The organism is Phyllobacterium sp. 628 (assembly GCF_014189505.1).
In the GTDB taxonomy this organism is placed as follows: Bacteria; Pseudomonadota; Alphaproteobacteria; order Rhizobiales; family Rhizobiaceae; genus Phyllobacterium.
In genome coordinates this window covers 3638114-3663560 of record NZ_CP050301.1, presented here as the reverse complement: position 1 = coordinate 3663560, position 25447 = coordinate 3638114, and the positions used below count along the sequence as shown (strand labels likewise).

At 54.4% G+C, this 25447-nt stretch carries 22 protein-coding genes; 16 read left to right on the top strand and 6 right to left on the bottom strand.

The features are described from left to right. From HB779_RS19605 to HB779_RS19595, 3 genes are all read left to right on the top strand, one after another. Entirely contained in the window at positions 1-858 is an 858-nt protein-coding gene (locus HB779_RS19605) for an ABC transporter ATP-binding protein (protein WP_188343900.1), read from the top strand. Next, positions 855-1688 (top strand): ABC transporter ATP-binding protein, encoded by an 834-nt coding sequence (locus HB779_RS19600; RefSeq protein ID WP_188343899.1) that lies wholly within the window; start codon positions 855-857, stop codon positions 1686-1688. The genes HB779_RS19605 and HB779_RS19600 overlap by 4 nt, the downstream gene beginning before the upstream one ends. Positions 1689-1872: 184 nt before the next feature. Then, a complete protein-coding gene (locus HB779_RS19595; protein WP_188343898.1) occupies positions 1873-2136 on the top strand; it encodes a hypothetical protein in 264 nt (87 codons plus the stop codon). Positions 2137-2148: 12 nt separating this feature from the next. Here HB779_RS19595 and HB779_RS19590 read toward each other — a convergent pair whose 3' ends face one another. From HB779_RS19590 to HB779_RS19570, 5 genes are all read right to left on the bottom strand, one after another. Beyond that, positions 2149-2499 (bottom strand): transcriptional regulator, encoded by a 351-nt coding sequence (locus tag HB779_RS19590; protein ID WP_188343897.1) that lies wholly within the window; start codon positions 2497-2499, stop codon positions 2149-2151. After that, on the bottom strand, positions 2480-2716 hold the full coding sequence (locus tag HB779_RS25475; protein WP_244642709.1) for a DUF6516 family protein: 237 nt from the start codon (positions 2714-2716) through the stop codon (positions 2480-2482). The genes HB779_RS19590 and HB779_RS25475 overlap by 20 nt, the downstream gene beginning before the upstream one ends. Positions 2717-2858: 142 nt before the next feature. Further along, entirely contained in the window at positions 2859-3902 is a 1044-nt protein-coding gene (gene choV / locus HB779_RS19580) for a choline ABC transporter ATP-binding protein (RefSeq protein ID WP_188343895.1), read from the bottom strand. After that, complete coding sequence (gene choW, locus HB779_RS19575) at positions 3899-4741, bottom strand: choline ABC transporter permease subunit (RefSeq protein ID WP_188343894.1); 843 nt, start codon at positions 4739-4741, stop codon at positions 3899-3901. The genes choV and choW overlap by 4 nt, the downstream gene beginning before the upstream one ends. 83 nt (positions 4742-4824) lie before the next feature. Further along, entirely contained in the window at positions 4825-5766 is a 942-nt protein-coding gene (locus HB779_RS19570) for a choline ABC transporter substrate-binding protein (protein ID WP_188343893.1), read from the bottom strand. 190 nt (positions 5767-5956) lie between these two features. On the opposite strand from HB779_RS19570, the gene HB779_RS19565 reads away from it, so the two are divergent. The 7 genes from HB779_RS19565 (at position 5957) to HB779_RS19535 (ending at position 13755) form a co-directional block, all read left to right on the top strand. Further along, the gene (locus tag HB779_RS19565) at positions 5957-6547 is read left to right on the top strand and encodes a thymidine kinase (protein WP_188343892.1); all 591 of its coding nucleotides are present in this window, start codon (positions 5957-5959) and stop codon (positions 6545-6547) included. 122 nt (positions 6548-6669) lie between these two features. Next, positions 6670-7758 carry a hypothetical protein gene (locus tag HB779_RS19560; protein WP_188343891.1) on the top strand — a complete coding sequence of 363 codons (1089 nt, stop codon included), beginning with the start codon at positions 6670-6672 and terminating at the stop codon, positions 7756-7758. 3 nt (positions 7759-7761) lie between these two features. Continuing rightward, the gene (locus HB779_RS19555) at positions 7762-8913 is read left to right on the top strand and encodes a hypothetical protein (protein WP_371823875.1); all 1152 of its coding nucleotides are present in this window, start codon (positions 7762-7764) and stop codon (positions 8911-8913) included. Between the two features lie 12 nt (positions 8914-8925). Next, on the top strand, positions 8926-10836 hold the full coding sequence (locus HB779_RS19550) for an ATP-binding protein (protein WP_188343890.1): 1911 nt from the start codon (positions 8926-8928) through the stop codon (positions 10834-10836). Positions 10837-11012: 176 nt separating this feature from the next. Continuing rightward, complete coding sequence (locus HB779_RS19545) at positions 11013-12299, top strand: DUF6638 family protein (RefSeq protein WP_188343889.1); 1287 nt, start codon at positions 11013-11015, stop codon at positions 12297-12299. A gap of 12 nt (positions 12300-12311) precedes the next feature. Next, entirely contained in the window at positions 12312-13439 is a 1128-nt protein-coding gene (locus HB779_RS19540; protein ID WP_188343888.1) for a DUF2333 family protein, read from the top strand. A 100-nt stretch (positions 13440-13539) separates the two neighbouring features. After that, entirely contained in the window at positions 13540-13755 is a 216-nt protein-coding gene (locus HB779_RS19535; protein ID WP_188343887.1) for a hypothetical protein, read from the top strand. Positions 13756-13812: 57 nt separating this feature from the next. Here the strand turns inward: HB779_RS19535 and HB779_RS19530 are convergent, their stop codons facing one another. Continuing rightward, complete coding sequence (locus HB779_RS19530) at positions 13813-14274, bottom strand: Lrp/AsnC ligand binding domain-containing protein (protein WP_188343886.1); 462 nt, start codon at positions 14272-14274, stop codon at positions 13813-13815. A 110-nt stretch (positions 14275-14384) separates the two neighbouring features. On the opposite strand from HB779_RS19530, the gene putA reads away from it, so the two are divergent. From putA to HB779_RS19500, 6 genes are all read left to right on the top strand, one after another. Beyond that, positions 14385-17477 (top strand): bifunctional proline dehydrogenase/L-glutamate gamma-semialdehyde dehydrogenase PutA, encoded by a 3093-nt coding sequence (gene putA / locus HB779_RS19525; RefSeq protein WP_188343885.1) that lies wholly within the window; start codon positions 14385-14387, stop codon positions 17475-17477. A gap of 110 nt (positions 17478-17587) precedes the next feature. Next, a complete protein-coding gene (locus HB779_RS19520; RefSeq protein ID WP_188343884.1) occupies positions 17588-19267 on the top strand; it encodes a formate--tetrahydrofolate ligase in 1680 nt (559 codons plus the stop codon). Positions 19268-19504: 237 nt separating this feature from the next. Next, positions 19505-21688, top strand: coding sequence for an anthranilate synthase (locus HB779_RS19515; RefSeq protein ID WP_188346018.1), 2184 nt, complete (start codon positions 19505-19507; stop codon positions 21686-21688). Beyond that, entirely contained in the window at positions 21688-22596 is a 909-nt protein-coding gene (locus HB779_RS19510) for a cation diffusion facilitator family transporter (protein ID WP_188346017.1), read from the top strand. The genes HB779_RS19515 and HB779_RS19510 overlap by 1 nt, the downstream gene beginning before the upstream one ends. 175 nt (positions 22597-22771) lie before the next feature. Next, positions 22772-24004, top strand: a complete 1233-nt coding sequence (locus HB779_RS19505) for an ATP-binding protein (protein WP_188343883.1) — start codon at positions 22772-22774, stop codon at positions 24002-24004. Between the two features lie 306 nt (positions 24005-24310). Further along, positions 24311-25252, top strand: a complete 942-nt coding sequence (locus HB779_RS19500) for an alpha/beta hydrolase (RefSeq protein ID WP_244642426.1) — start codon at positions 24311-24313, stop codon at positions 25250-25252. The last annotated feature ends 195 nt before the right edge of the window (positions 25253-25447 follow it).

Sequence of the window (25447 nt, the reverse complement as noted above, 5' to 3'; positions counted from 1 at the left end):
ATGACGAAGCTACTCGAAATAAAGAACCTTTCCGTTGGTTTTGACACAAGCAGCGGCCAGTTCATGGCTGTGCAGGGCATTGATCTTTCCGTCGACGCGCGTGAAGTGCTGGCCATTGTTGGCGAGTCCGGTTCGGGTAAATCCGTGGCCATGCTTGCCGTGATGGGTCTGTTGCCGAAGACCGCAACAGTGACGGCAGATATCATGACCTTCAATGGTCATGATATGCTGACCATGACCAGCAAACAGCGCCGGGAAATCGTTGGCCGCGATGTGGCAATGATTTTTCAGGAACCGATGGCAAGTCTCAATCCTTGCTTCACGGTTGGCTTCCAGTTGGAAGAAGTTCTGCGCTTCCACATGAAAATGGATGGCAAGGCACGGCGCAAGCGGGCCATTGAACTGCTTGAACTTGTCGGTATCCCGACACCGGCGGAGCGGCTGAATTCGTTCCCGCACCAGATGTCCGGTGGCCAGTGTCAGCGCGTCATGATTGCAATCGCCATTGCTTGCAATCCGAAGCTGCTGATTGCCGACGAGCCGACAACGGCGCTTGACGTCACGATCCAGAAGCAGATCCTTGATCTGCTGGTCAAGCTTCAGGCGGAACATGGCATGGGTCTGATCATGATCACCCATGATATGGGCGTGGTTGCGGAAACCGCTGACCGCGTTATCGTTCAGTACAAGGGGCGCAAGATGGAGGAGGCCGATGTGCTTTCGCTGTTTGAATCGCCCAAAAGTCCCTATACGCGTGCACTTCTCTCTGCCCTGCCGGAAAACGCCACAGGCGACCGCCTGTCGACCGTTGCGGACTTCATGAAGAACGAAGCTGCCAATGCAGGAGTAGCGCCATGAGCGAGATCGTTCTTGAAGGCCGCAATATCGTTCGCGATTATCATGTGGCCGGCGGCCTGTTCGGCAAAGCCAAAACTGTCCGTGCCGTCAAAGGTGTGAGCTTCACACTGGAGAAGGGCAAGACACTGGCAATCGTTGGCGAAAGCGGCTGCGGAAAATCAACGCTCGGCCGTATCCTTACGCTGATTGATCCACAATCCGAAGGTGAACTGCTGATTGATGGCAAACCCATCAATATAGCCAAGGATCGCGTGACGCCGGAAATGCGCCGCAAGGTGCAGATTATCTTCCAGAATCCCTATGGTTCACTGAACCCGCGCCAGAAGATCGGCGAAGTTCTGGGTGAGCCACTGTTGCTCAACACCAACAAGACTGCCGCCGAACGGCGCGAACTAGCCATGCAGATGCTGGTGAAGGTTGGTCTTGGTCCGGAACACTATAACCGCTATCCGCACATGTTCTCCGGCGGTCAGCGCCAGCGTATCGCCATTGCGCGTGCATTGATGCTGAGCCCCAGCCTGCTTGTTCTGGACGAGCCGGTTTCGGCGCTGGATCTGTCGGTTCAGGCCCAGGTGCTTAACCTGCTTGCTGATCTGCAGGACGAATTCAACCTGACCTATGTGTTCATCAGCCACGATTTGTCGGTGGTGCGTTACATCGCCGATGAGGTGATGGTGATGTATTACGGTGAAGTTGTCGAATATGGCACGCGGGAAGAGGTGTTCTCCAATCCGCAGCACAGCTATACGAAGACCCTGTTTGCAGCGACGCCGAAATCCGATGTCGCCAGCATCAAGGCACGCCTGGAGAAGAAAAAAGCTGCGGCTTGATTTTCCGGAATAGTTCGTCCGTTATTGGCATAATTGTTGTGCGTGGTTCGACAAGCTCACCATGTGGGATAGTGAGGATTGGAAAGCCATATTCTGGAATTCCTCAGATGGTTTTGCAGCTCATCTGGTCCCTCATGGTGAGCTTGTCGAACCACGCACAACACGATTTGCAGGAGGAACTGTTATGAGTGGACGTCAACCGATTGCGACAGCGCCAAAAGACGGCAGCAAAGTGCAGGTCTTCTGGAAAGATGAAGACGGGCAGGAGAACGAATCCCTCGCGCAATACCGCTCACTTGATCGGCTGAAAGCTACGGGCGGTCAGTGGGACGAAACCGATGCGGGCTGGTGGATATTCACCGATTCAAACACGCAGAAAAAAGTATCACCACATGCATGGGAACCGGCCAATAAATCCGGGGATGATGATGAGGAAGACGATAATTAGAGCGTCATTTTTCTAAGCTGCTGCTGAAATCTCAAAATCGATGTGAATCTTATCGTAAGGGAAGACCACCTTACTCTTGTCGGTTTTGTTGATGACACCTGCGTTCAAAAGTAATGTGGCATCCGAATGCACGCCTTTGAAATCGCGGCCCACGCGGCGGGAGATTTCCCGGATGCTCAAGGGGCCAGCGCCGGTCATGGCCTGCACGATTTCCAGCCGCTTTGGCGATAAGATTTTGTGCATCAGTTCCCATGATACGAAATTGAACTGAGGTGTCGCGTCGGCCTTCCCGGTCTCCAATGCGATTTCCACGTCATCAAGGGCAGAAGCGAGTGTTTGTACCTTAAACACGATTGTTGTCATGGAGCCATCTCTCTACGTCATTCCTGAAGTCCAGAAGAAGTGTATTTATGGTCGAAAATACATAGGGAATTTCGACCTCTCCAATATGTTTGTGGTCACCCTTGCCAGCTTCGTTGTCGTATCTGAGCACGCAGACGTTGTTTGCCACCAAGGCAAAACGGTATTTGTATTGATGGCTGCTGCCCTTCAGCGGCGAGGGTACAAGCCAAACCACCATTTCGGTGAAAGTATCCTGATTAATAAACACTCGCCGCGAAACAAGATTTTTCGCCCGCACCATACCTATACCATCATCAAAAATTGATGTAAATCACTCCATCAAAGATGGCGCGCAAAGCATAGTATAGGTGGGCTTATAACTAATTTCTCTGATGCTTTAGTAGGCCCCGCACAATATCGTCGGCGGAAATCATGCCGAGGATAGCGCCATTCTCGACGATCCCGACATCGCCGCCATTTTTTGAGATGGCCTGCATAACCTGACGTACCGGCGTATCGCGTTTTGCTGTTGCAGCGAAGGGCCGGTTGGCCGGGCGCGTGCGGTCAAGAGGAACCATAATGTCTTCCGCTCTCAACACGCCAAGCGGGTTCATGTTGGCGACAAAATCGGCGACATAATCGTTGGCCGGGTTGAGCAGAATGTCCTGCGCCGTGCCGCACTGGATGATGCGGCCACCTTCCATGATGGCGATGCGGTTGCCGATTTTCATGGCTTCATCGAGGTCGTGACTGACGAAGACGATGGTTTTCTTCAATCGTTCCTGCAGGCTCAAAAGTTCATCCTGAAGACGTGTGCGGATCAGCGGATCAAGCGCGGAGAATGGCTCATCCATCAGCAGGATCGGAGCGCCGGTGGCGAAAGCGCGGGCAAGACCGACACGCTGCTGCATACCACCAGAGAGTTCCGCCACTTTCCGCTTGGCCCAATCCTTGAGGTTGACCAGAGCCAATTGCTTTTCGACGGCCTTGGCGCGCTCTTCCTTGGAGACACCAGACAATTCGAGGCCGAAACCAACATTTTCTTCCACTGTGCGCCAGGGCAAAAGCCCGAATTGCTGGAACACCATGGAGACAAGGTGTTTGCGCAGATCGCGCAACGTGCCCTTGTCAGCCTTGCCGACATCGACGGAGCGCCCGCCATGATGCACCACAACCGAGCCGCGCGAAATCGGATTGAGGCGGTTGATGGCGCGCAGCAGGGTGGACTTACCCGAGCCGGAAAGGCCCATCAGCACAAGGATTTCGCCTTCAGCAATGGTGACCGAGCAATTATGGACGCCAAGCACGTGTCCGGTCTCGGCCTGAATGTCAGAGCGGCTTTTGCCCTGATCAGCCAGTGACAGCGCGCCATCGGTCTTCTTGCCGAAAATAATGCAGACGTTTTCGAGCGTGATCGCGGTCATTCACCTGGCTCCTTGCCGGGACGGAAGATACGGTCAAGCACGATGGCGACGACCACGATGACAAGGCCTGCTTCGAAGCCCAATGCGGTGTTGACGGAGTTCAAGGCGCGGACAACCGGAACACCGAGACCGTCCGCACCGACCAGCGCGGCAATAACCACCATCGACAGGGAAAGCATGATGGTCTGGGTGAGGCCCGCCAGAATTTGCGGCATGGCATAGGGAAGCTCAATCTTCCACAGAAGCTGGCTGGAAGAGGCGCCAAAAGCTTCACCGGCTTCAACCAGATGCAGAGGTGTGGAGGAAACGCCAAGATGCGTCAGGCGGATCGGTGCCGGCAAGACGAAAATCGCCGTGGCGATGAGGCCGGGCACCATGCCGATACCAAAGAAGACAATCGCCGGGATCAGATAGACGAAGGTTGGCAATGTCTGCATCAGATCCAGGACCGGGCGGATGGCGGAATAAAGTTTGGGCCGGTGCGCGGCGATGATGCCAACGGGAACGCCAATACCCATGCACAATATGCAGGAGGAGAGCACAAGTGTCAGTGTCTCCATGGTTTCTTTCCAATAGCCCTGGTTCAAAATGAACAGGAAACCAAGGAGCGTCAGCAGGGTAACTGCAATTGACCGGCGCAGCGCATAGGCGATGGCGGAAAAGATAACAACCATGATCAGCGGATGCGGATATTTCAGGATGAACATCAGCCCATCAATGAAGGACTGCATCACGTAGGCGAGGCCGTCGAAAAATCCGGCGAAATTATTGGTAAGCCAGTCGACAACGGCCTTTGCCGTCCTGCCTACCGGAATCTTATCTTGTGTCAGCCAATCCAAGCGAAAATTCCTCTATCGGTTGCAGTATCAAGCGAAAGGGTAAACCGCCCGGCAGGTGCGCCGGGCGGTATAATCGACCGGTCTTAGAGACCGAGAGACTTTTTGACGGCTGGCAGCCCGTCTTTGCCATCCACTGTCGTTACGCCGGCAAGCCAGGTATCGAGAATGGCCGGATTAGCTTTCAGCCATTGCGTGGCAGCTTTGGGAGCATCCTCACCGTCGTCGGTAATCTTGCCCATGATCTCACCTTCCATCTTGAGATTGAATTTGAGATTAGTGAGCAACTTTCCGACATTCGGGCATTCGGTTGTGTAGCCGGTGCGGGCATTGGTATGAATGATGGCGCCGCCGAAATCGGGGCCGAATACATCGTCACCGCCGGACAGATATGCCATCTGGAAATTGTTGTTCATCGGGTGTGGTGCCCAGCCGAGGAAGACGATCGGCTTTTTGCCTTTGGTCTGTTTGGCTACCTGCGCCAGCATACCCTGTTCGGATGATTCAGCCAGTTCGAAGCCTTTCAGTCCAAACTGATCCTTGGAGATCATGCCGAGAATGAGGCGGTTACCGTCATTGCCGGGTTCGATACCATAAATCTTGCCGCCAAGATCATCCTTGAATTTGGTGATGTCCTTGAAATCTTTCAGACCTTTGTCATAGAGATATTGAGGAACGGCGAGCGTATATTTTGCTCCGGTCAGGTTTGGACCAATATCCTCGACAGTCTTGTTATCGAGATAGGGCTTGATGTCAGCGGTTTGAGTCGGCATCCAGTTGCCAAGGAAGACATCGATATCTTTCTTGCCAAGTGAAGCATAGGTCACAGGCACGGAAAGGACTTTAATGTCGGTTGTATAACCCAGTCCTTTCAGCACTTCAGTGGTCGCTGCGGTTGTCGCCGTTACGTCCGTCCAGCCGACGTCGGCGAATCGGACCTTCTTGCAACTGTCCGGTTCTGCGGCGAAGGCAGTGCCTGCTGCCAGCGTCAGAGCCAGTGAAATCGTAAGTTTCGTCAGCATTTTCATCGATTGTTCTCCCTCTCCGGCTTTCTGCCGGCTGTTAAGGTCCTGAACCAAGCACCAATTTAGAAGGGGTTCAAGCATAGGCGCGCATAAATCCGGTCAATTCGCGACAGTTGTTGATATTCGCATAAAAGTTATCACCGGAGGGCGGTGCAGGCTTCAAGCCGGAAGCCAAGTCTGATTAAACCCGGATATGGCAAAACTCTATTTCAGTTACTCGACGATGAATGCCGGCAAGTCCACCATGTTGTTGCAGGCGTCCTACAATTATCAGGAACGCGGCATGCGGACGATGATGTTCACCGCCGCGCACTATGCGGAAAACGGCATTGGCGTGATTTCGTCGCGGCTGGGGGTCAGCGCGGCTGCCGAACTCTATAATGACGACGATGATCTCTTCGCGCGGATCGCTGACGCCCATGGCGAGAGTGCTCTGAGCTGCGTGTTTGTTGACGAAGCTCAATTCCTGACCAAGCCGCAGGTCTGGCAACTGGCACGTGTTGCCGACCGGTTGGGTATTCCGGTGATGTGCTTTGGCCTGCGGACCGATTTTCAGGGTAAACTTTTCCCGGGCTCATCCGAACTTCTGGCTATTGCCGATACTTTGCGCGAAATCAGGACGATCTGTCATTGTGGATCAAAGGCGACGATGGTCGTCCGGCATGATTCTGCGGGCAATGCCATTATCGAGGGCGATCAGGTATCAATTGAAAAATCCGTGTATGTTTCGCTCTGCCGAAAACATTGGGAAGAAGAAACAGGACGGATTGCTTCGGATATTTGAAGCAATTTTTCAGATAATCGGACCTGTCATTTTTCTACAGGCTTTTTTTCGTTAAATGCCGTGTCTATATTCAACGGCAGATAAAAAGTAATTTTATCGTGGGCACTTAAGGGGAGACGCCAATGGCGAGTTTGCAGAGCTTTGATACCGAGATCGAAAAGACCCGGGCGATGGTCGATGAGATGCGGACGAAGATTGATCAGTCCAGCGTCGTCCTCGACAAGTTCGCCAAGGCGGATACCAAGATCGGCAATCCCGATTTCGATATCGAGAATGCCCGCATTGACGATGTCCTGCGCCAACAGAAGGTGATGGAAGGCAATATTGCCGACCTGATCATCGGTCTGGAAGATGCGACCAATGTGTTCGGTTCCGAATTCGAAAGCATGAAAAGCTATTCGGGCTGGGAAAAGCTTGTTGGCGTTTTCTCCAAGGACAAGATGCAGCGCCTGCGCACCGACCGCGTGCGCAACATGTCGCTGGCTGGCAATTTGCAGGAGCTGCTTTCAAAATCTGACCGTATCGTTGGTATCCTGAAAGAACAGAAGACCGTTCTTGATGCCCGTTACAAAACATCGGAAGCCAGCCTTGCCAATGTGATCGAGCGCCGCAAGACAACCGTTGCTTCGCTTGAAGCCACACAGAAGCGCATTGAAGAACTCAACCCGCTCTTGCTCGACATCGAAAACCGAATTGCCGCTTCCACCGATCAGGGAACACGCGCGGCACTTGAAGGTGAACGTTCAAAGCTTGCGACGGAATACAATGAACGTCAGGCGAAAGAGCAGGAACTGCTTGCAGAAAGCCAGACGCTGGAACGCTACACCTCGATGTTCCAGACGTTTGTCGACTCGCTCAACAACCAGATTGCAGCGCAGAGCACCCTGATCAACAAGCTCTCCATCGATACAGAACAGCGCATCGTTCTCTACAAGGCATTGGAAGATTCCTTGAAGACGGCGGCGCAGCAGGATGTGGCGCACAAGATCAATACGCTTGGCAGCCGGGTTGATACCGCGGCAGAAGAAACCATGGCCGGTGTTGGCGCAGCTGCGCAGAAACACATTGGCGATCTTCTCGAAATGCATGAGAAGAACATGGTCAGCACGCAGGATATCCAGCGCCGCAAGAAGCTGGCTGATGATGCGTTCTCCCGCCGGTTCTCCGAAGTCCTGAAGAAGCACAATTCAGCTGACTACGTGAAGAGCTAACGCATGGCTGTGAGTGCTGATCTGACAGCCGCCGAACGGTATTTCGGCGCGATTCGTGCTGCATTGGATGGGCTGGACATCTTTCTGAACAATCAGGAGTCCCCGCTCTACAAGCATGATCTCGTCGCACAGACGGTTTCGGAATATTTGCGGCGGCTGGAAGCGTCTTTTGACTGCTGGCGTAACCGGATCGGGTTTACCGACCGGTTCCAGATTTCCCGTGCGGAAAGCGGTTTTCCGGTTTTCCAGAATGTTCTGGAGCTGGAGAATGACAAGAAGGATACGAAAACCCGGCTTGCCGCTATTCCGCCTGCCGCCTCATTGCGCGGTGAAATGGCAGATTTTATCCTGCGGCACCGGGAGTTTCCGCGCGACTTGCAAAAGTCGATGGCCGAGCGGATCTATCTGCAAACAGTAGAGCAGGGCGAAGTTTTTTCGCCTTTCATCCTGCCGGTGACTATCCGCGTTTCGGTCAATCCCAAGACCATGCGTCCGCTCTATGTGGTGCATTGGGGCGCGTTCGACGGCGCTTCCAACCTGCCGTTGATTTATATGGCGGTGATCGAGGACTCGTCGAAAGATCTGGTGGAGACGCTTGTCGGAGAAGACGGCAAGCTTAATCCCAAGGTGAGAATCCCCCTACCGGTTGGCGGGCTGCTCAATCCGGAACTGGCACGGCGGTTCGACGATTTTGCTGCGAAGAATTCGGCCTATTCGCTTTCACCGATCACTATTGCGACGACCCTTGATAATGATTTCCCCGAGCTTCACCCGAAGCAGTTGCGGCGTGTGGTGCTTGGTCCGTTCTATACAACGGGGATTACCGACCATAATCAGAAGGTTGCCGATGTATTGGAGCGGGTACGCAAACCTGAAGATGCCTGGCTTTTGACATGGACCATGCAGGAGGTTTTCTCCAAGGCCGAAAAAGCGGGCAAACGCGGATTCTGGTCGTCCGAGCCTTCGCGGGAAGAATTCTATATCAACACCGATGATCTAGAGGCCACGCGCCAAGGCGTCAGTGCCTATGAACAGCACGCGCTGGTGCCGCATGAGGCCTATCAGGCGCTTTATGCCTCCGGCGAAGCCACGCAAATCTTCAGCGGTTTCAAAACCCACATCCTGTCCAATGGTCAGGTCATCAGCGACATTTAGGAGAGCAGCACTATGGATGTCGGATTGACCACAATCGACGAGAAGGACATCACCAAGCACTTGCCGGTGGCACAGGCCATGGTGATGCGTTTTGTGATGCTGGATTCGAGCGACAGCAAGCCCGGAACCGAGATTGCCGGAACCGGACGGCGATTCGTCTCGACTGTTTCCACGGGCGGTCTGCGTTCAACCCGTGAAGTCGATCTCACACGGACTATCCAGTCCGTGCGCCCCGATGATCAGATGCTGTCCATTGCCCAGCATACGCTGCTGTTTCGGGCGCGTCGCGGCGTTGCGGTTGCGCTGGCCGTTGCCGATGTGTTCGGCCGCCAGAGCGATCTGGAAAACCTTTTGGCGCGCAATGCATCAGCGCCATTGCAGGGGGAAGATGCCAGCCATTTCAAAAAGCTTCTGTCAGCGGCGGCTTACGTTTCCGCCTTTGCGCTGGCAGCCTATCTGTCGCAGCTGATCGAAGCGGACACCCAGGCAGCCAATGATGTAACCGCACCTGAATTCAATTTCGATACGGCACAGGATGCGCTGAAATCAGTCATCGGCGGTCTTGATAAGGCGATCGCCGGTTCGGCTGACGAACAGACGATGCTGGCACGCGCCAAGGCCTATGCGGCAGCGGCCATTGGCGGTCTGCTGCAGCGCAAGAGCCGCTTCGATGGCCTCGGCAGTTTTGAAGACACGCATCTGCGGCTCGACAGCGATGATTTCACCCTTGACGGTTTTGACGTGGCGCCGGGAAAGAAGCGCACGCCGCTGGTGATGACATTCCGGAAACCTGAAGAGGTTGTCGGCAACCACATTGCCAAATATCAGGCGCTGAAGCTGTCGAAGATGGTGATGGCTTATGATTTCGACCGCGAGCTGAACCCGTTCGTGGAACTGGGCGGATTCCTCTTTACCTTCATTGGCGACGGTGCGCCGGGGACGGGCAAGACGACGCTGATCCAGATGATTGCGGGCCTTGTCAATGATTATTGCCAGGTGGCGGGCTATACCTTTCATTACGAGAATTTCGGCGTCGATCAGATTTCTTCCTATCAGGGTAAGTCGGGGCAGAATTGCCGCCAGTTCGTCAACAATGTGCTCAATCCCCGGGTTATCGGGTTCGGCACCATTGATGATATCGATCAGGTGGCAGCACGGCGCTCCGATGACCGTGCTTCGGCGGGGCAGCAGGAAATCACCGGCGTGTTGATGGAAGCTTTTGCCGGTGCGTCGACGGTGGTGCGCGGGAATTGCTCCTTCGGCATGTTCTCCAACTATCCGGAAAATGTCGATGACGCGCTGCGGCAGCGCGCGGGAGCACGCTGGTTGGTGGATGGTCCGCAAACGCGCAATGACTATATTGATATTTTTGCGCTGCTGGCAGGCAAGAACCACAAGATCCCGCTGGGCGAACACAAGCTGTTTGAAGACCAGCAGATCAAACGGGCGGTTGAAACCGCCTATGAACAACTGTCCAAGCCGCAGGAAGGCGGATTGAAGGCCGTCTATGACCGGTTTATCGCCGAAAGCGGCGAACCGAAAACGCTGGCCGACATCGGCACCTATCTTCATATGATCAAGGAGCGCGAACCGCGCTTTACCGGCCGCGCCATCAAGAACGTCACTGACGCGATCAAGATGCGTGCCATGGATATTGAATTGCCGGATGAGTGGTTTGAGAAGCCAGAGTCCTTCATGCACAAGCCATACGATGAGAAAAAGGCGATGGTTGAAGAGCTGCGCAAGCCTTTCACCATGGATATGGTTCTGCAGGAAACCAACCGTTATGCGGATTCCGAATTCCGTTATGCCGACAAGTCCGATGATGCAGCGGTAGAAAAGATTGTCCGCGATGCACGCCTACGCGAACGCGCGATCAAGGAAGTCGAAGGCTTGAAAGCCAAGGGGCTGTGGGATGCATAGTCGTTGCTTTGTACCCCCCTCTGGGCTGTCGCCCATCTCCCCCGCAAGGGGGGAGATCAGCTTTCATGAGCGGCTCAACCAATGTTTGCCCCTGCAAGGTCACCCCAATCGCCGATGTCGAGCTGATCTCCCCCCTTGCGGGGGAGATGCCCGACAGGGCAGAGGGGGGTAAATACATGGACCTCCTATACGAAAACGAATTGATCTACGGACGTCTTCTGACGATTGATCAGCCGCATCTGATCGAACGCTATAACCGGGCGCTGGAGGCATTTGGTTTCAAGCCGACGAAGCTCAAGTCATTCGACATTGACCGTACCGGCTTTTCGCCTGAAATCGCCAAAGAGCTGAAAGACCCGGCTTATCTCGATCCGAACGGCGTCAACCGACGGTTCATTATTCTCACGCCCGATCAGGCCATCTTGCCTGTTGTGCACACACAATTTTCCAATACGTCGCAGTTGATGTACGAGTTTTTCAGCAGCAATGCGCGGGCAATCAATGCGCTGACGATCAAGGATGTGATCTACGGCGAGATCGAGGACAGCGTCTCTGTCGTCAACGATATTGAAGACCTGCTGTCAATCAATCAGGTGGAGTTCCGTGTTCTCTCGGCTGAAAATGTCATGGGGCAGGCGGCAGAACTGCGCCTTCTGGTTGACCGGCTGCAGAATGAGCCGGACACATGGCGCAACGATGATGTTATCAACCGCATGGTGGAACTCGCCAAAATCACCGGGGATATCCGTGAGAATTCGCTGGTGCCGGACAAGGTTGTGTTTCGCCATAACGCATTTTGGACCAGCCATTTCGGCGGCATTTATATTTTCGTCGATGACAATACGACGACGGTGATAGGTGATCCTTCCGCGCCGGGCTTTCGCCGCTCGCGGCCTTGGCAGGTCAATTATATTTCGATCAAGGACGCCGAACAGGTGTTCCAGTTCCTGTCGTCCACGGGCCGTATTGAACTGCCGCGCGGATCATGGATCGAGCAATCCGGCTATCTGGAAAACCGCGGTGAGATGATCATCCGCCATCTGATCCAGACGCTCGAGCCGGAAAGAAGTCTGACGGGGATTGATCGCATCTGGTTGCAGACATGGATTCACACCAATGCCAGCCTGATCAATCATGATGGTACGTGGCCATTCCTGAATGGTGTCAAACGTGAAATCACCCAGACAGGACAGATCAACCTGTCGGAGATTGATCCTGTCAGGCGTTTTCTCGTCGTGCGGGCTTTGCCGCATCACTCCGATGCGTGGCTGGTGAACCAGTTGATCAGCGATTTCGTTCCTTGGGATTTTCTCTCGCGCTACGTGTTCAACAAGCAGGGCTTTTACGCGGATTACAGCCACTGGCGCCCGGGCTATCAGGAACACGTTGTCGATATACTCAAAACAACCTATTTGAAGGACAAGGAAGGGCTGCGGAAGCGGCTCTACGGTCTCACCTCCTGATAAGGATGCACAATGCTCGACCCCATCATTAATTTCTTCAGCCGGATTTTCTACCTTATCGGTCGCGGTATCGGCTATGTGGTCGGAGCAATCCTTTGGCCGTTCATGTGGGCTGGCAGTTGGTACACCCAACGTGGTTGGATGTTAAAGGCCGTGGTGGGAGCGATTGTCGTGCTCTGGATCGGCCTCTATGGTTATTTCTTCTGGGTCACACAGGTTTGGACCAATTTTAATCCGGACTATGTTGCGGCCTATAACTTCGAAAAGCGTCAGGTGGCTGCCGGTGAGCCTGTGCCGGGTCAAGCAACTGACGCAGCTGCGCCCAAGACCTGCGCCCGGTCGGCTGTTGTTGAAGTGACGGCTGATTTGACTGATTTCAACGTGAATCAGAATGCATGGATTTCCTCCATGCTGTTGTTCAAAGCTGGCTTCTTCGGCATGTCATGGGACGATACGCCGTTCCTGGACAACAAGGCAGCATTCCAGCGCGGCATCAATTCTGCGGTTCGCCGCACGGCGGTTGAGCTGGTTGATACGCTTGGCCGTGTGCGTGGGACATCGCAAATCGACGGCGATCTGCAGAAGGCTCGCGGCAATCTGCAGTTCACCGAAGATTCCTGGTATTTTGGTCTCAGCCCATTTGGTCCGAAGACACCAACACCAAGCTATTACCGTGCGGCGGTCAAAGATCTGCGCACCTTCAATTCGAAGCTTGAAACCTGCAACGCGATTTTTGATGCCCGTGCGGATAATCTCATTCAGTTCATTGACCGCATCGCCAACGATATCGGCGCGACTTCCGCCATTCTGAAAGACCGTTCGGAGAACAACAATTACGGCTGGTTCGATACGCGTGCAGATGACCGGTTCTGGTTCGCCTATGGCCAGCTCTATGCCTATTACGGCTTGATGAATGCGGCGCAGGTCGACTTCAAGCAGGTCTTGCAGGAGAAGCACCTGACACCCCTATGGGATGGTATGGACGGTCAGCTCCGTTCGGCTCTCGCCATTCAGCCCTGGATTATCGCCAATGGCAGTGAAGGCGGCTGGTTGTTGCCTAACCATCTGACAACCATGGGTTTCTATATCCTGCGCGTGCGCTCGAATCTGATCGATATCAAGCAAGTCTTGCAGCAATAGTTGGACTTTATTGGGTAAAATGTTATATTCTGTTTTGGAGTGAGAGCGGGCTTTCGCCCGCCCTCTTTTCTGTCTAGTGGAAAAGGATCCGGAGAGTCACTTGCCAGCGACTCCGGATCTTTTTCACTTCCAGCGTGATACTCAGCGGTCTAAACCACATGGTGTCACCTCCAAAGTTAATGGCAAGGCTGATGCTGCAGTCGAAGAAGCCAATCCCCTCCGATACACCGCTGGCCCGGTGCTGTTGCTTCTGCCCTCAACGCTTCCATTGATGCTGGAGTTGGTCCTGTTCGGCAACGAACGGGGAGTTGCATAAATTATGCTAACGGTTGCGGCGCTGTTCTCGTGAAAAACGAAGTGCGCTGCATTTCGCTCAAACCGGAAGGTGGGTTGTTTCCTTCACCTCTTCCATCACCGCATAGGTGTGGGATTCACGAACGCCAGGCAGCGAGAGGAGCGCGTCGGAAAGAAAGCGCCGGTAGTGCTCCATGTCGGCAACACGCGCCTTGATGAGATAATCAAAGCCGCCCGCCACCATATGGCATTCCAAAACGTCCTGATTGCGCCGGGTTGCAGCTGCAAACGTGGCGAAAACATCCGGCGTTGTGCGATCCAGCTTGATTTCAACAAAAACCAGCATTGCGCGTTCGAGTTTTTTCGGCGACAATTTTGCCGTGTAGCCAAGGATATAACCTTCTCGGGTCAGGCGCTTGACCCGCTCCGTTGTGGCGGTTTGCGAAAGGCTGATCCGCTCGGATAATTCGGTGTTGGAGAGCCGTCCGTCCTTCTGCAGCTCGCGCAAAATGCGCCGGTCAAGACTATCCAAATTCTTCATCGCTAAAATATCCCCGTTTCGCAGTTTTTTACGCTGATTTGTCAGCTTTCATTGGTGAGAATAACCAAGTGGAATAGATTATATGGGAAAAATCAATAGGGGGAAGCCTGATGACCAGACCATTGCCGTCTTCAAACGATTTTAATGCGCCCTACGCGGTGGATGACCAGCAACTGGTTGCTTCACTGCTCAAAACCATTGCCCTGCCAGAAGACGTCAATCGTCAGATTGATGCGCGCGCCAGCAAATATATCGCGACGATTCGTAAAGAGGCGAGCGGCATCGGCGGGGTTGAGGATTTCCTGCGCGAATATGGGCTTTCCACGCGTGAAGGTTTGGCGCTGATGGTTCTGGCCGAAGCGCTGTTGCGCGTGCCGGATGCGGCAACACAGGACAAGCTTATTGAAGACAAGCTGAAGCAGGGCCATTGGTCTGAGCATGAGCCAAGCGGCGATACGTGGTTTGTCTCGGCCTCTGCCTGGGCGCTTGGCCTGTCAGCGAAAGTCATCAAACCGGGCGAAACGCCGGAAGGTGTTATTTCTTCGCTGGTCAAGCGTATCGGTCTGCCGACCGTTCGCACCGCGACCAAACAGGCCATGCGCTATCTCGGTCATCATTTCGTCCTCGGCGAAACCATCAAGGATGCGTTGAAGCGTGCGGCGTCCAACGAAGCCAAGGGCTATCGCCATTCCTTCGATATGCTGGGCGAGGGCGCCCGCACCCGCAAGGACGCGAAGGGCTATTTCAAATCGTATTCAGACGCTATCGACGCGATTGGCCGCGCTACAGGCAACAAGAAACTGCCTGATCGTATGGGTATTTCGGTGAAGCTTTCCGCTTTGCATCCACGTTATCTCGCAACTCATCATGATCAGGTTATGGCTGAACTCGTACCTGATCTGCTGGTTCTGGCGCAGAAGGCGAAATCCTATGATCTCAACTTCACTGTCGACGCGGAAGAAGCTGATCGGCTTGAATTGTCATTGGATGTGATTGACCGGGTATTCGCCGATCCTTCGCTCGATGGCTGGGATGGATTTGGTCTGGCAATTCAGGCCTATCAGAAGCGTGCCTTGGAAGTCATCGATCATATCGACCGGCTGGCTGCTCGCCACAACCGCAAGATGATGGTGCGTCTGGTTAAGGGCGCTTATTGGGATACAGAAGTGAAGCGGACGCAGGAGCGAGGTCTGCCAGATTATCCGGTTTTTACCCGCAAGCCGGCAACAGATGCATCCTATATGGCTTGCGCCAAGCGCATGCTCGATGCCCGCCCGCGCATTTTCCCGCAGTTCGCAACACACAATGCATTGACCGTTGCGATGATTCTGGAAATGGCTGGCAGCGACAAGACTGGGTTCGAATTCCAGCGTCTGCACGGCATGGGGGAGAGCCTCTACAAGCAGGTTACGGAAAAAGACGATAGAATCGCCTGCCGCATTTATGCGCCGGTTGGTGGCTATCGCGACCTGTTGGCTTATCTTGTTCGCCGTCTGCTCGAAAATGGCGCGAATTCGTCATTTGTTGCTGTGGTCGGCGACAATAATGTGCCAATCGCGGATTTGTTGGTGCGTCCAGCCGAAAAGCTCAACGATGGCAAAGGCTATCGTCATCCGCATATCCCGCTGCCTTCCAAAATTTATGGCAAGCGTCTCAACTCGGCTGGTGTCGAATTGGGGGACCGGAAGGAATTGGCTTCCTTGTTGGGCGGTATTGCGAAGGCATCGCGCAGCATCAATGCCGTTCCGCTGATTGATGGTGTGAAAGCGTCGGGTAAAGATCAGAATGTTGTTTCCCCCGTCAATGGTTCAACCGTTGGTACGGTCGTGTTTGCTACGGCTGATGAAGCGGCGAAAGCCGTTGGCGTCGCCAAGAAGGGCTTTTACGCCTGGTCGCGGGTACCGGTCGATACGCGTGCCAAAGCTCTGGAAAAAGCTGGTGATCTGCTCGAGGACAATCGCAACCTGTTGATGGATCTCTTGTCACGTGAGGCTGGCAAGACGCTGGATGATGGTATTGCCGAAATTCGCGAAGCCGTAGATTTCTGCCGCTACTATGCCGCTGAAGCCCGCCGCCAGTTTGCTGCCGACAAGGTCATGCCAGGACCGACGGGTGAGGATAACAAGTTGCGCCATCGTGGCCGGGGCGCATTCGTTTGCATCAGCCCGTGGAATTTCCCGCTGGCGATCTTTCTCGGACAGGTGACGGCAGCGCTAGCCGCTGGCAACACGGTTGTTGCAAAGCCAGCCGAACAGACGCCTTTGATTGCCTATGAAGCCATCCGGCTCCTGCATGAAGCCGGTGTGCCGAAAGATGCGGTTCTCTACGTTCCGGGTGATGGTTCTGTGGGTGCCGCGTTGACCTCCCACGCGGATATTGCCGGTGTTGCGTTCACCGGGTCCACGGATACCGCCTGGGCCATCAACCGCACTTTGGCGGCCAAGAAAGGGCCGATCGTCCCGCTGATTGCCGAGACCGGTGGTCTCAATGGAATGATCGTTGATGCAACGGCCCTATCGGAACAGGTTGCGGATGATGTGGTTATGTCGGCATTCCGGTCGGCGGGTCAGCGTTGTTCCGCACTGCGTATCCTCTATCTGCAAGAAGATATTGCCGACAACATGCTTGAGATGATCGAGGGGGCGGCACGCGAACTCACGCTTGGCGACCCGTCACTTGCATCGACAGATGTTGGCCCGATTATCGATCAGGCGCAGCGGGATATGCTGACGGCCCATATTGCAGCCATGCGCAAAAGCCAGAAGGTGCGCTATGCCGGTACTGCACCGGATGAAGGCTTGTTTTTTGCACCGCATATTGTCGAGCTCAATCATGCGGAGGCACTGGAACGCGAAGTGTTCGGTCCGGTTCTGCATGTGGTGCGCTGGAAAGCCAAGGATCTCGACAAGGTGCTCGATCAGATTGCTTCGACCGGTTATGGCCTGACTTTTGGTCTGCATACACGCATTGAGGCGACGGTGGTGAAGGTCATCGACCGGCTTGATATCGGCAATGTCTATGTTAACCGCAACACAATCGGTGCCGTTGTCGGCACGCAGCCCTTCGGTGGTTCGGGTCTGTCCGGCACCGGCCCCAAGGCTGGCGGTCCATCGTACCTTACGCGGTTCGCGCTGGAACAGGTCGTCTCAGTCAATACCGCAGCTGCCGGTGGCAATGCGAGCCTGATCGCCATGGGCGAATAAACGGCAAAACTGTTTGGAAGTGACGCGCAATTGGGGATAGTGAGCCGCTCACTATCCCCATTTCGCTTCTACGATGATATTTGACGTCTTCACGACAGGAGAACATGCCGATGGTTGCCGTTAAATCTGATATCGAGATTGCGCGCGCTGCAAGCAAAAAGCCGGTGCTTGAGATTGGTGCAAAAATCGGCATCGCACCGGAACATCTCGTTCCCTACGGTCATGACAAGGCGAAACTGTCAGCGGAATTCATTCGCTCGAAGCGTGGTGCCAAGGACGGCAAACTCATTCTGGTGACGGCCGTCAGCCCGACGCCCGCGGGCGAGGGCAAGACGACAACGACGGTGGGGCTGGGCGACGGTCTCAATCGCATCGGCAAGAAGGCGATTGTCTGTATTCGTGAAGCGTCACTTGGTCCCTGTTTTGGTATCAAGGGAGGCGCTGCGGGTGGCGGTTATGCGCAGGTCATTCCCATGGAAGATATTAACCTGCATTTTACCGGCGATTTTCACGCCATCACCTCGGCGCACAATCTGCTGGCGGCCATGATCGACAACCATGTCTATTGGGGCAACGAGCTCAATCTCGATACACGCCGTATCACCTGGCGGCGAGTGATGGATATGAATGACCGTGCCCTGCGCGGTATCGCCTCGTCGCTTGGCGGCGTGGCCAATGGCTTCCCGCGCGAATCCGGTTTTGACATCACAGTTGCCTCGGAAGTTATGGCGATCCTCTGCCTTGCAACGGACCTTGCCGATCTGGAAGAGCGGCTGGGCAATATCATTATTGGCTACCGCTTCGACAAGAGTGCTGTTTATGCGCGTGACCTCAAGGCAGACAAAGCGATGGCTGTTCTCCTGAAAGATGCCATGCAGCCCAATCTGGTGCAGACGCTGGAAAACAATCCGGCTTTTGTGCATGGCGGACCATTCGCCAATATCGCCCATGGCTGTAATTCCGTTGTTGCCACCACCACGGCATTGAAGCTTGCTGATTATGTGGTGACAGAAGCCGGATTCGGTGCTGATCTGGGCGCAGAGAAATTCTTTAATATCAAATGCCGCAAAGCGGGGTTGAAGCCCGCCGCTGCGGTGATCGTCGCCACAGTGCGTGCCATGAAGATGCATGGCGGTGTTGCCAAGGACGATCTTGGTATTGAGAACGCAGCAGCCGTGAAAGCCGGTTGTGCCAATCTAGGCCGTCACATGGAAAATGTCCGTCAGTTCGGTGTGCCTGTGGTTGTGGCGATCAATCATTTCAGCGCCGATACGGATGCGGAAATCGAAACCGTCAAAAGTTTTGTTGCCGCCCATGGCGCAGAAGCCATCCTTTGTAAACATTGGGCACAGGGTTCGGCCGGAATCGAGGAACTTGCTCATAAGGTCGTTTCTCTGGCCGAAAGCGGTTCGGCGCAGTTTTCTCCATTATATGAGGATGAGCTCTCGCTGTTTGACAAGATAGAGACCGTCGTCAAACGCATCTATCGCGGTGCCGAGGCGGATGCGGATGCCAGCGTGCGTGATCAGCTGCGCGTATGGGAAGCGGCAGGTTATGGCCATCTGCCCGTTTGTATGGCCAAGACGCAATATTCATTCTCGACCGATCCGCACTTGCGCGGCGCGCCCGTCAATCATGTGGTGCATGTGCGTGAAGTCCGGCTATCAGCAGGAGCCGGGTTTGTTGTCGCCATCTGCGGCGAGATCATGACCATGCCGGGTCTGCCAAAGTCCCCATCGGCCGAGCGTATTCACCTCAATGAACAGGGTTTGATCGAGGGGCTATTTTAGCCGATTTCGATGTGCATGATTTTTGCTGTTGCAAGCGTCGCCGCGTAACGCTAACAATCACCGCCATGAACACGCGCGTTATTATTTCAAATGGCTGGTGGTGGGCTCGCTGATAGCGGCCACGCAGCCTTTTGCACGCACGTAAAGGGATCAGGGCCGCAACGGGTTTTCCGGGCGGCCTTTTTGTTTGACCGTCAGTAAGCCCGCAAAGCCAAATGCAACGGAGTGGAAATGATGATGCATAGAATTGAGGGCGATGTGGAAATGTTTGACACGGCAGGTGGTGTCACGATTTCCCGGTCACGCGTTGCAACGGCCTATGCCAGCGCTATCGACAGTTATGTGGATGGGCTGGATGAACGCCGGGGCGCGGTCTTCTCGTCGAACTACGAGTATCCGGGCCGCTATACGCGCTGGGATACCGCCATCATCGATCCACCCGTTGTCATCACCTCCAATGGCCGTCACATGACCATCGAGGCGCTGAACAAGCGCGGCGAAATTCTGTTACGCCCGATCCACAAAGCGGTTGCTGCGCTTGCTGAAGTGTCTGTCACGGCCGTTGGTGTAACGAAGCTTGACCTCGAAATTGCCTTGCCGAGCCGTCCGTTCACAGAAGAAGAGCGCTCCCGTGTTCCTTCGGTTTTCACGGTCTTGCGCGGTATTGTTGCTCTGTTCTTCAGCGAAGAAGACGCCAATCTCGGTCTGTATGGTGCGTTCGGCTATGATCTTGCATTCCAGTTCGATCCGATCCAGTACAAGCTGAAGCGGCCGGATGATCAGCGCGACATCGTGCTCTATTTGCCGGATGAAATTCTTGTTGTGGACCACCATGCCGCCAAGGCATGGCTGGACCGTTACGAATACGAATTCGAAGGCGCATCCACAGATGGTCTGTCGCGCGATACCGAAGCCAAGGCGTTCAAGCCAACGGACAAGATTCCCGGCCGCGGCGATCACAATCCCGGCGATTATGCGGAACTGGTGAAGAAGGCCAAGGATAGCTTCAAACGCGGTGATCTTTTCGAAGTCGTACCCGGACAGACTTTTTACGAGCGTTGCGAAACCAAACCGTCGGTGATTTCGCGCCGCTTGAAGGCCATCAACCCGTCGCCTTATTCGTTTTACATCAATCTTGGCGACAACGAATATCTCGTTGGTGCTTCGCCGGAGATGTTCGTTCGCGTGGTTGGCCGCCGTATCGAGACATGCCCGATTTCGGGTACGATCAAGCGCGGTGAGGACGCGATTGCCGACTCAGAGCAGATCATCAAGCTGCTCAATTCCAAGAAGGATGAGTCCGAGTTGACCATGTGCTCGGATGTTGACCGCAACGACAAGAGCCGTGTGTGCGAGCCGGGTTCTGTCCGGGTGATCGGCCGTCGCCAGATCGAAATGTATTCGCGCCTCATCCACACGGTGGATCATATTGAAGGCCGCCTCCGGGAAGATATGGATGCTTTTGATGGCTTCCTGTCGCATGCGTGGGCCGTGACCGTGACGGGCGCACCAAAACTCTGGGCTATGCGTTTTATCGAAGAAAACGAACGCAGCCCGCGTGCCTGGTATGGCGGTGCCATTGGCATGGTCAATTTCAACGGTGATATGAATACGGGCCTGACCCTGCGCACCATCCGTATCAAGGATGGTATTGCCCAGGTTCGTGCCGGCGCGACGCTGCTCTATGATTCAATACCGGAAGAGGAAGAAGCGGAAACCGAACTCAAGGCTTCTGCGATGATTGCGGCGGTGCGCGATGCGCATAAAAGCAATATCCTGCCGGAAGAGCGGGCTGTGGCGCGCGTCGGTGAAGGTCTGTCGATTCTTCTTGTTGATCATGAAGATTCGTTTGTGCACACGCTGGCCAACTATTTCCGCCAGACCGGTGCGACTGTGACCACAGTTCGCACGCCTGTGGCGGATGAAGTGTTTGATCGTCTGAAACCGGACCTGGTCGTGCTTTCGCCCGGACCTGGTACTCCGGAAGACTTTGATTGCAAGGCCACCATCAAGAAAGCGCGCAAGCGGGAACTGCCGATCTTCGGTGTTTGCCTTGGCCTGCAGGCCTTGACGGAGGCCTATGGTGGCTCGCTTCGGCAACTGCATGTGCCGATGCACGGCAAACCGTCACGTATCCGTATTACAAAGCAGGGCAAGATATTCTCCGGATTGCCAAAGGAAGTGACGGTCGGGCGTTATCATTCGATTTTCGCTGATCCTGTCCGCCTGCCGGATGAATTCATCGTGACGGCGGAAACCGAGGATGGCGTCATCATGGCTTTCGAGCACAAGAGTGAACCGATCGCTGCCGTGCAATTCCATCCGGAATCGATTATGACGCTCGGACACAATGCCGGTATGCGCATGATCGAGAATGTGGTGGCGCATCTGCCGCGCAAGGCCAAGGAGCGAGCGGCTTGATACAAGGTGAAACCGTCGTTCAACGTCTGGCATTCTGGTCGATTTTCATCGGCATTGGTGTGCTGGCACTGAAATATGCCGCTTACTACGTGACGGGCTCTGTCGCGCTCTATTCGGACGCGCTGGAATCCATTGTCAATGTGGTTGCTGCGCTCGCCGCCTGGTGGGCTATTCGTGTCAGTCACAAACCTGCCGATCAGAATCACCCCTTCGGGCATCACAAGGCGGAGTATTTCTCGGCCGTGCTTGAGGGCGTGCTGATCGTTGTTGCGGCGCTTCTGATCCTGCGTGAAGTCTGGTTCTCCTGGCAAGCGCCGAAAGTCATGGACCAGCCATGGCTGGGTCTTGCCATCAATGGCGGCGCTTCGGTCGTCAACGCACTGTGGGCATCGCTGCTTATCAGCAGTGCACGCAAATACAAATCACCGGCTCTGCTGGCGGATGGCAAGCACATCATGACGGATGTGGTCACGTCCATCGGCGTGTTCATCGGTCTCGTTGGTGCGGTTATCACCGGCTGGACGTTCCTCGATCCGCTGCTGGCCGTTATTGTTGCCCTCAACATTCTCTGGCAGGGCTGGAACGTCATAGGCTCGTCCGTGCAGGGACTGATGGATGTTGGCGTGCCGACCGAAGAAACAATGCGCATCCGCGATATTATCTCGGCCAATGCCGGCGGAGCGCTTGAAGTGCATGACCTCAAAACGCGTATTGCCGGGCGCGTAACCTTCATAGAGTTTCATCTGGTCGTGCATGCCAGCATGAGCGTGGGCGATGCGCACGTCATATGCGACCGCATGGAAAATGCCCTGATGGAGCAGATTCCCGACTCCAGCATCGTCATCCATGTCGAGCCTGAGGAAGAAGCCAAACTGCCGATTGGCACTGCCGCTGTTCCTTTTGCTTGAATGAGACGTGATCGGTCGACGTTGCGAGTCCGTCCGTTAGGTGGGTTGGGTCTTTTGATCCCGCCTTGTATCTCTTAGATGCCCACTATGTGTCATTGTAAATCCCGTTTTGTAACTTGTTAAATCCCGTTTTGTGACGTAAGTTGGGTTTGCTGGTAACTCAAACGGTTAGAAAATGTATCCGAGATTTTCTGCGCAGGACGTAGAAGTTGCACTGAGTGACAGCCGAGTCGTGCTTATCGCTGGACCGCGTCAGGCAGGAAAATCGACTCTCGCAAGGGCTGCATCAAATTCGTCACGCAGCTATTTTACGCTGGACGATGAAACGACCCTCGACGCTGCCAAATCCGACCCGAAAGGTTTCGTGCGTGGTCTTGACCTTGCGACCATCGATGAGATTCAACGAGCTCCGGGTTTGTTGCTTGCTATTAAGGAAAGTGTTGATGAGGATAAGCGCCCGGGACGCTTCTTGCTGACTGGCTCAGCCAACATCATGACGCTGCCTACTGTCGCCGATTCCTTGGCGGGACGCATGGAGGTGATCACTCTCATGCCACTGGCGCGGGGCGAAATAGTTGGACGCAAGCCTACTTTTCTTGATCTCGCCTTTCAGGGTAGGATAGCTCCGGGCAACGGAGCATCTGCTACAGCCAATGAATTAATCGAGGTCGTCTTGGCTGGTGGTTATCCCGAAGCAATCGGGCGCTCAACACCGAACCGGCGCACCAAATGGTATCTCGATTATATAAATGCAATCATCCAGCGGGATGTGCGTGATATCGCGGACATTGGGCGCATCGGTGATATGCCACGGTTGATCCGCCTCTTTGTAAACTATTCGGCAAAGCTCATCAACTTCAGCGAAATCGGAGCTGCGCTGGCAATGGATCGCAAAACCGTCCAGCGCTATCTCGATATTTTTTCAGCGCTGTATATTACCCACGCAGTCGAGCCATGGCACAACAATCTGATATCACGGCTGACCAAGTCGCCGAAACTTCACTTTCTCGATAGTGGACTTCTGGCCGCCGTGCTCGGCGTGTCGCTCGAAGGAATCAAGTCTGACCGAACTGTATTTGGTCACTTGCTGGAGAGCTTTGTTTTCAGCGAACTTGTTAAACAGATTGGATGGCTGCAGGGGCGAGGGATATCGATAAACCATTTCCGAACGACAACCCGTACCCAAGATGAAGTGGATTTTGTTCTTGAAGATAATAGAGGTGGAATCGTTGGAATTGAAGTGAAGGCATCTGCAACTGTGGTATCAGATGATTTCCGTGGAATGCGTAAACTCGCAGAGGTCACCAAGAGCCGTTTCATCGCAGGCATACTTACCTATGATGGTGATAAAGTCGTTCCATTCGGCTCGAACATGTTTGCTGTGCCAGTCTCTCATCTCTGGACTTGATGTCTGTATTGGAGGCTAAACCTCCAAAATGAGTGCATCGCGGCAACATTTGTCACGGAATGTTTCGCTTCGTCATGATTTCGTTACAATTATATTGACATAGCAGGTCCGCGGGACGACATGTGCGTCCAGCAATGCTATTCTCCATCAATGATGCAACGCCGGGGGCGTACGTCTGGGGACAAACGATTTGGCGGCAAGCATCAATTCCTTTGAGAATCGAGCGCCGGAAACGCATGGCAGCGCCGAGCGGATGACCGCGGCTGTTTACAAAGTTAGTTAACCTTTAACTGTCAGGATTAACTTATGGGTAAACCGTATCTTTATGCACTGATTGCAGGCCTTTCCCTCGCCTCGGCATACCCTGCCAGCGCTAGCGTTACGGCTGATTGTGACAAACCCGTCATGACGAAGGCCCAGATTTTGACCGGTGCAGTTGATCCACTTTCCAATGTCGGTAAAAATGGCAGCGGTGCCTGCGTGCAGACACCGCAGGCCGCAATGGCCGCACCTGAAAAGGTCAAGGCCATCAACATTGTTGCAACAGGCAGTGCAGGCATTTTGAAAAAGGCAGTCAAAGGCGATATTCTCCCGCAAGGCGAAAGCACATTGCGTGATGACCTCGCGTTCAAGTACCGGATTTACCGCCCGGAAGATCCCAATGGCGATACGATGGTTCTCCTGCATGGATCGGGTCAGGATGAAACAAGCCTTGTTTCCCTTGCCACCAAGATTGCGCCGAACGCCTTGCTTGTCGCCGTGCGCGGGCGGGTGGTTCAGGATGGCACGAGCCGCTGGTATAAGCGTCTGACACCGGTGAGTTTCGACCAGAAGGACATTCACTCTGAGGCAAAAGCTTTTGCCGGATTTCTGAAGCAGGCAACCGAGAAGTATAAGATCGATCTCAACCGCACGACTTATCTGGGCTATTCCAACGGCGCGAATCTGGTCGGGGCGGTGATGATGCTCTATCCGGATATGGTCAAACAGGCGGTGCTGCTTCGCTCCATGCCGGTGCTTACCGAGGATACCGGTGCAAATCTGGCTGGAGCCCGTGTTTTGACCGTTTCCGGTGCTTCAGACCAGACCTATGCGCCCTTTGCACCGGCCTTGGAAACCTTGTTGCGGTCTCACGGTGCCCGTGTTGAAGCCCGGTCGATCAAATCGGATCATGGGTTGGGCAGCGACGATGTAAAGGTTGTCAGCGAATGGCTTTCTGGCGCTACTGCTCAAGCGAAGAAAAACTAACCAACCGGCCCCTTGCATCCCGCCAGACAGTCGTTTAATTGTCTGGCCATGAAAACGCGCCAGACATATCCGTCTTTTGCCAAATCTGCTTTTGCAGGTTTGAGCAGCCGCGCCTATCTCCTTCCGCTACTTCTCGACCTTATCGGCGATCGCCGGGCTCGTTGAGAGGAGCGTCCGGCGGTCGAAAGTGCCGCC

What these genes read in the sequence shown, in the direction of transcription:
- HB779_RS19505 (WP_188343883.1), top strand. Translation starts at nt 22,772, where the DNA reads ATGTATCCGAGATTTTCTGCGCAGGACGTAGAAGTTGCACTGAGTGAC.
- HB779_RS19520 (WP_188343884.1), top strand. Translation starts at nt 17,588, where the DNA reads ATGGTTGCCGTTAAATCTGATATCGAGATTGCGCGCGCTGCAAGCAAA.
- HB779_RS19560 (WP_188343891.1), top strand. Translation starts at nt 6,670, where the DNA reads ATGGCGAGTTTGCAGAGCTTTGATACCGAGATCGAAAAGACCCGGGCG.
- HB779_RS19570 (WP_188343893.1), bottom strand. Translation starts at nt 5,766, where the DNA reads ATGAAAATGCTGACGAAACTTACGATTTCACTGGCTCTGACGCTGGCA.
- HB779_RS25475 (WP_244642709.1), bottom strand. Translation starts at nt 2,716, where the DNA reads ATGGTGGTTTGGCTTGTACCCTCGCCGCTGAAGGGCAGCAGCCATCAA.
- HB779_RS19530 (WP_188343886.1), bottom strand. Translation starts at nt 14,274, where the DNA reads ATGAAGAATTTGGATAGTCTTGACCGGCGCATTTTGCGCGAGCTGCAG.
- HB779_RS19545 (WP_188343889.1), top strand. Translation starts at nt 11,013, where the DNA reads ATGGACCTCCTATACGAAAACGAATTGATCTACGGACGTCTTCTGACG.
- HB779_RS19500 (WP_244642426.1), top strand. Translation starts at nt 24,311, where the DNA reads ATGGGTAAACCGTATCTTTATGCACTGATTGCAGGCCTTTCCCTCGCC.
- choV (WP_188343895.1), bottom strand. Translation starts at nt 3,902, where the DNA reads ATGACCGCGATCACGCTCGAAAACGTCTGCATTATTTTCGGCAAGAAG.
- HB779_RS19595 (WP_188343898.1), top strand. Translation starts at nt 1,873, where the DNA reads ATGAGTGGACGTCAACCGATTGCGACAGCGCCAAAAGACGGCAGCAAA.
- HB779_RS19600 (WP_188343899.1), top strand. Translation starts at nt 855, where the DNA reads ATGAGCGAGATCGTTCTTGAAGGCCGCAATATCGTTCGCGATTATCAT.
- HB779_RS19605 (WP_188343900.1), top strand. Translation starts at nt 1, where the DNA reads ATGACGAAGCTACTCGAAATAAAGAACCTTTCCGTTGGTTTTGACACA.
- HB779_RS19550 (WP_188343890.1), top strand. Translation starts at nt 8,926, where the DNA reads ATGGATGTCGGATTGACCACAATCGACGAGAAGGACATCACCAAGCAC.
- HB779_RS19590 (WP_188343897.1), bottom strand. Translation starts at nt 2,499, where the DNA reads ATGACAACAATCGTGTTTAAGGTACAAACACTCGCTTCTGCCCTTGAT.
- HB779_RS19540 (WP_188343888.1), top strand. Translation starts at nt 12,312, where the DNA reads ATGCTCGACCCCATCATTAATTTCTTCAGCCGGATTTTCTACCTTATC.
- HB779_RS19555 (WP_371823875.1), top strand. Translation starts at nt 7,762, where the DNA reads ATGGCTGTGAGTGCTGATCTGACAGCCGCCGAACGGTATTTCGGCGCG.
- HB779_RS19515 (WP_188346018.1), top strand. Translation starts at nt 19,505, where the DNA reads ATGCATAGAATTGAGGGCGATGTGGAAATGTTTGACACGGCAGGTGGT.
- putA (WP_188343885.1), top strand. Translation starts at nt 14,385, where the DNA reads ATGACCAGACCATTGCCGTCTTCAAACGATTTTAATGCGCCCTACGCG.
- HB779_RS19565 (WP_188343892.1), top strand. Translation starts at nt 5,957, where the DNA reads ATGGCAAAACTCTATTTCAGTTACTCGACGATGAATGCCGGCAAGTCC.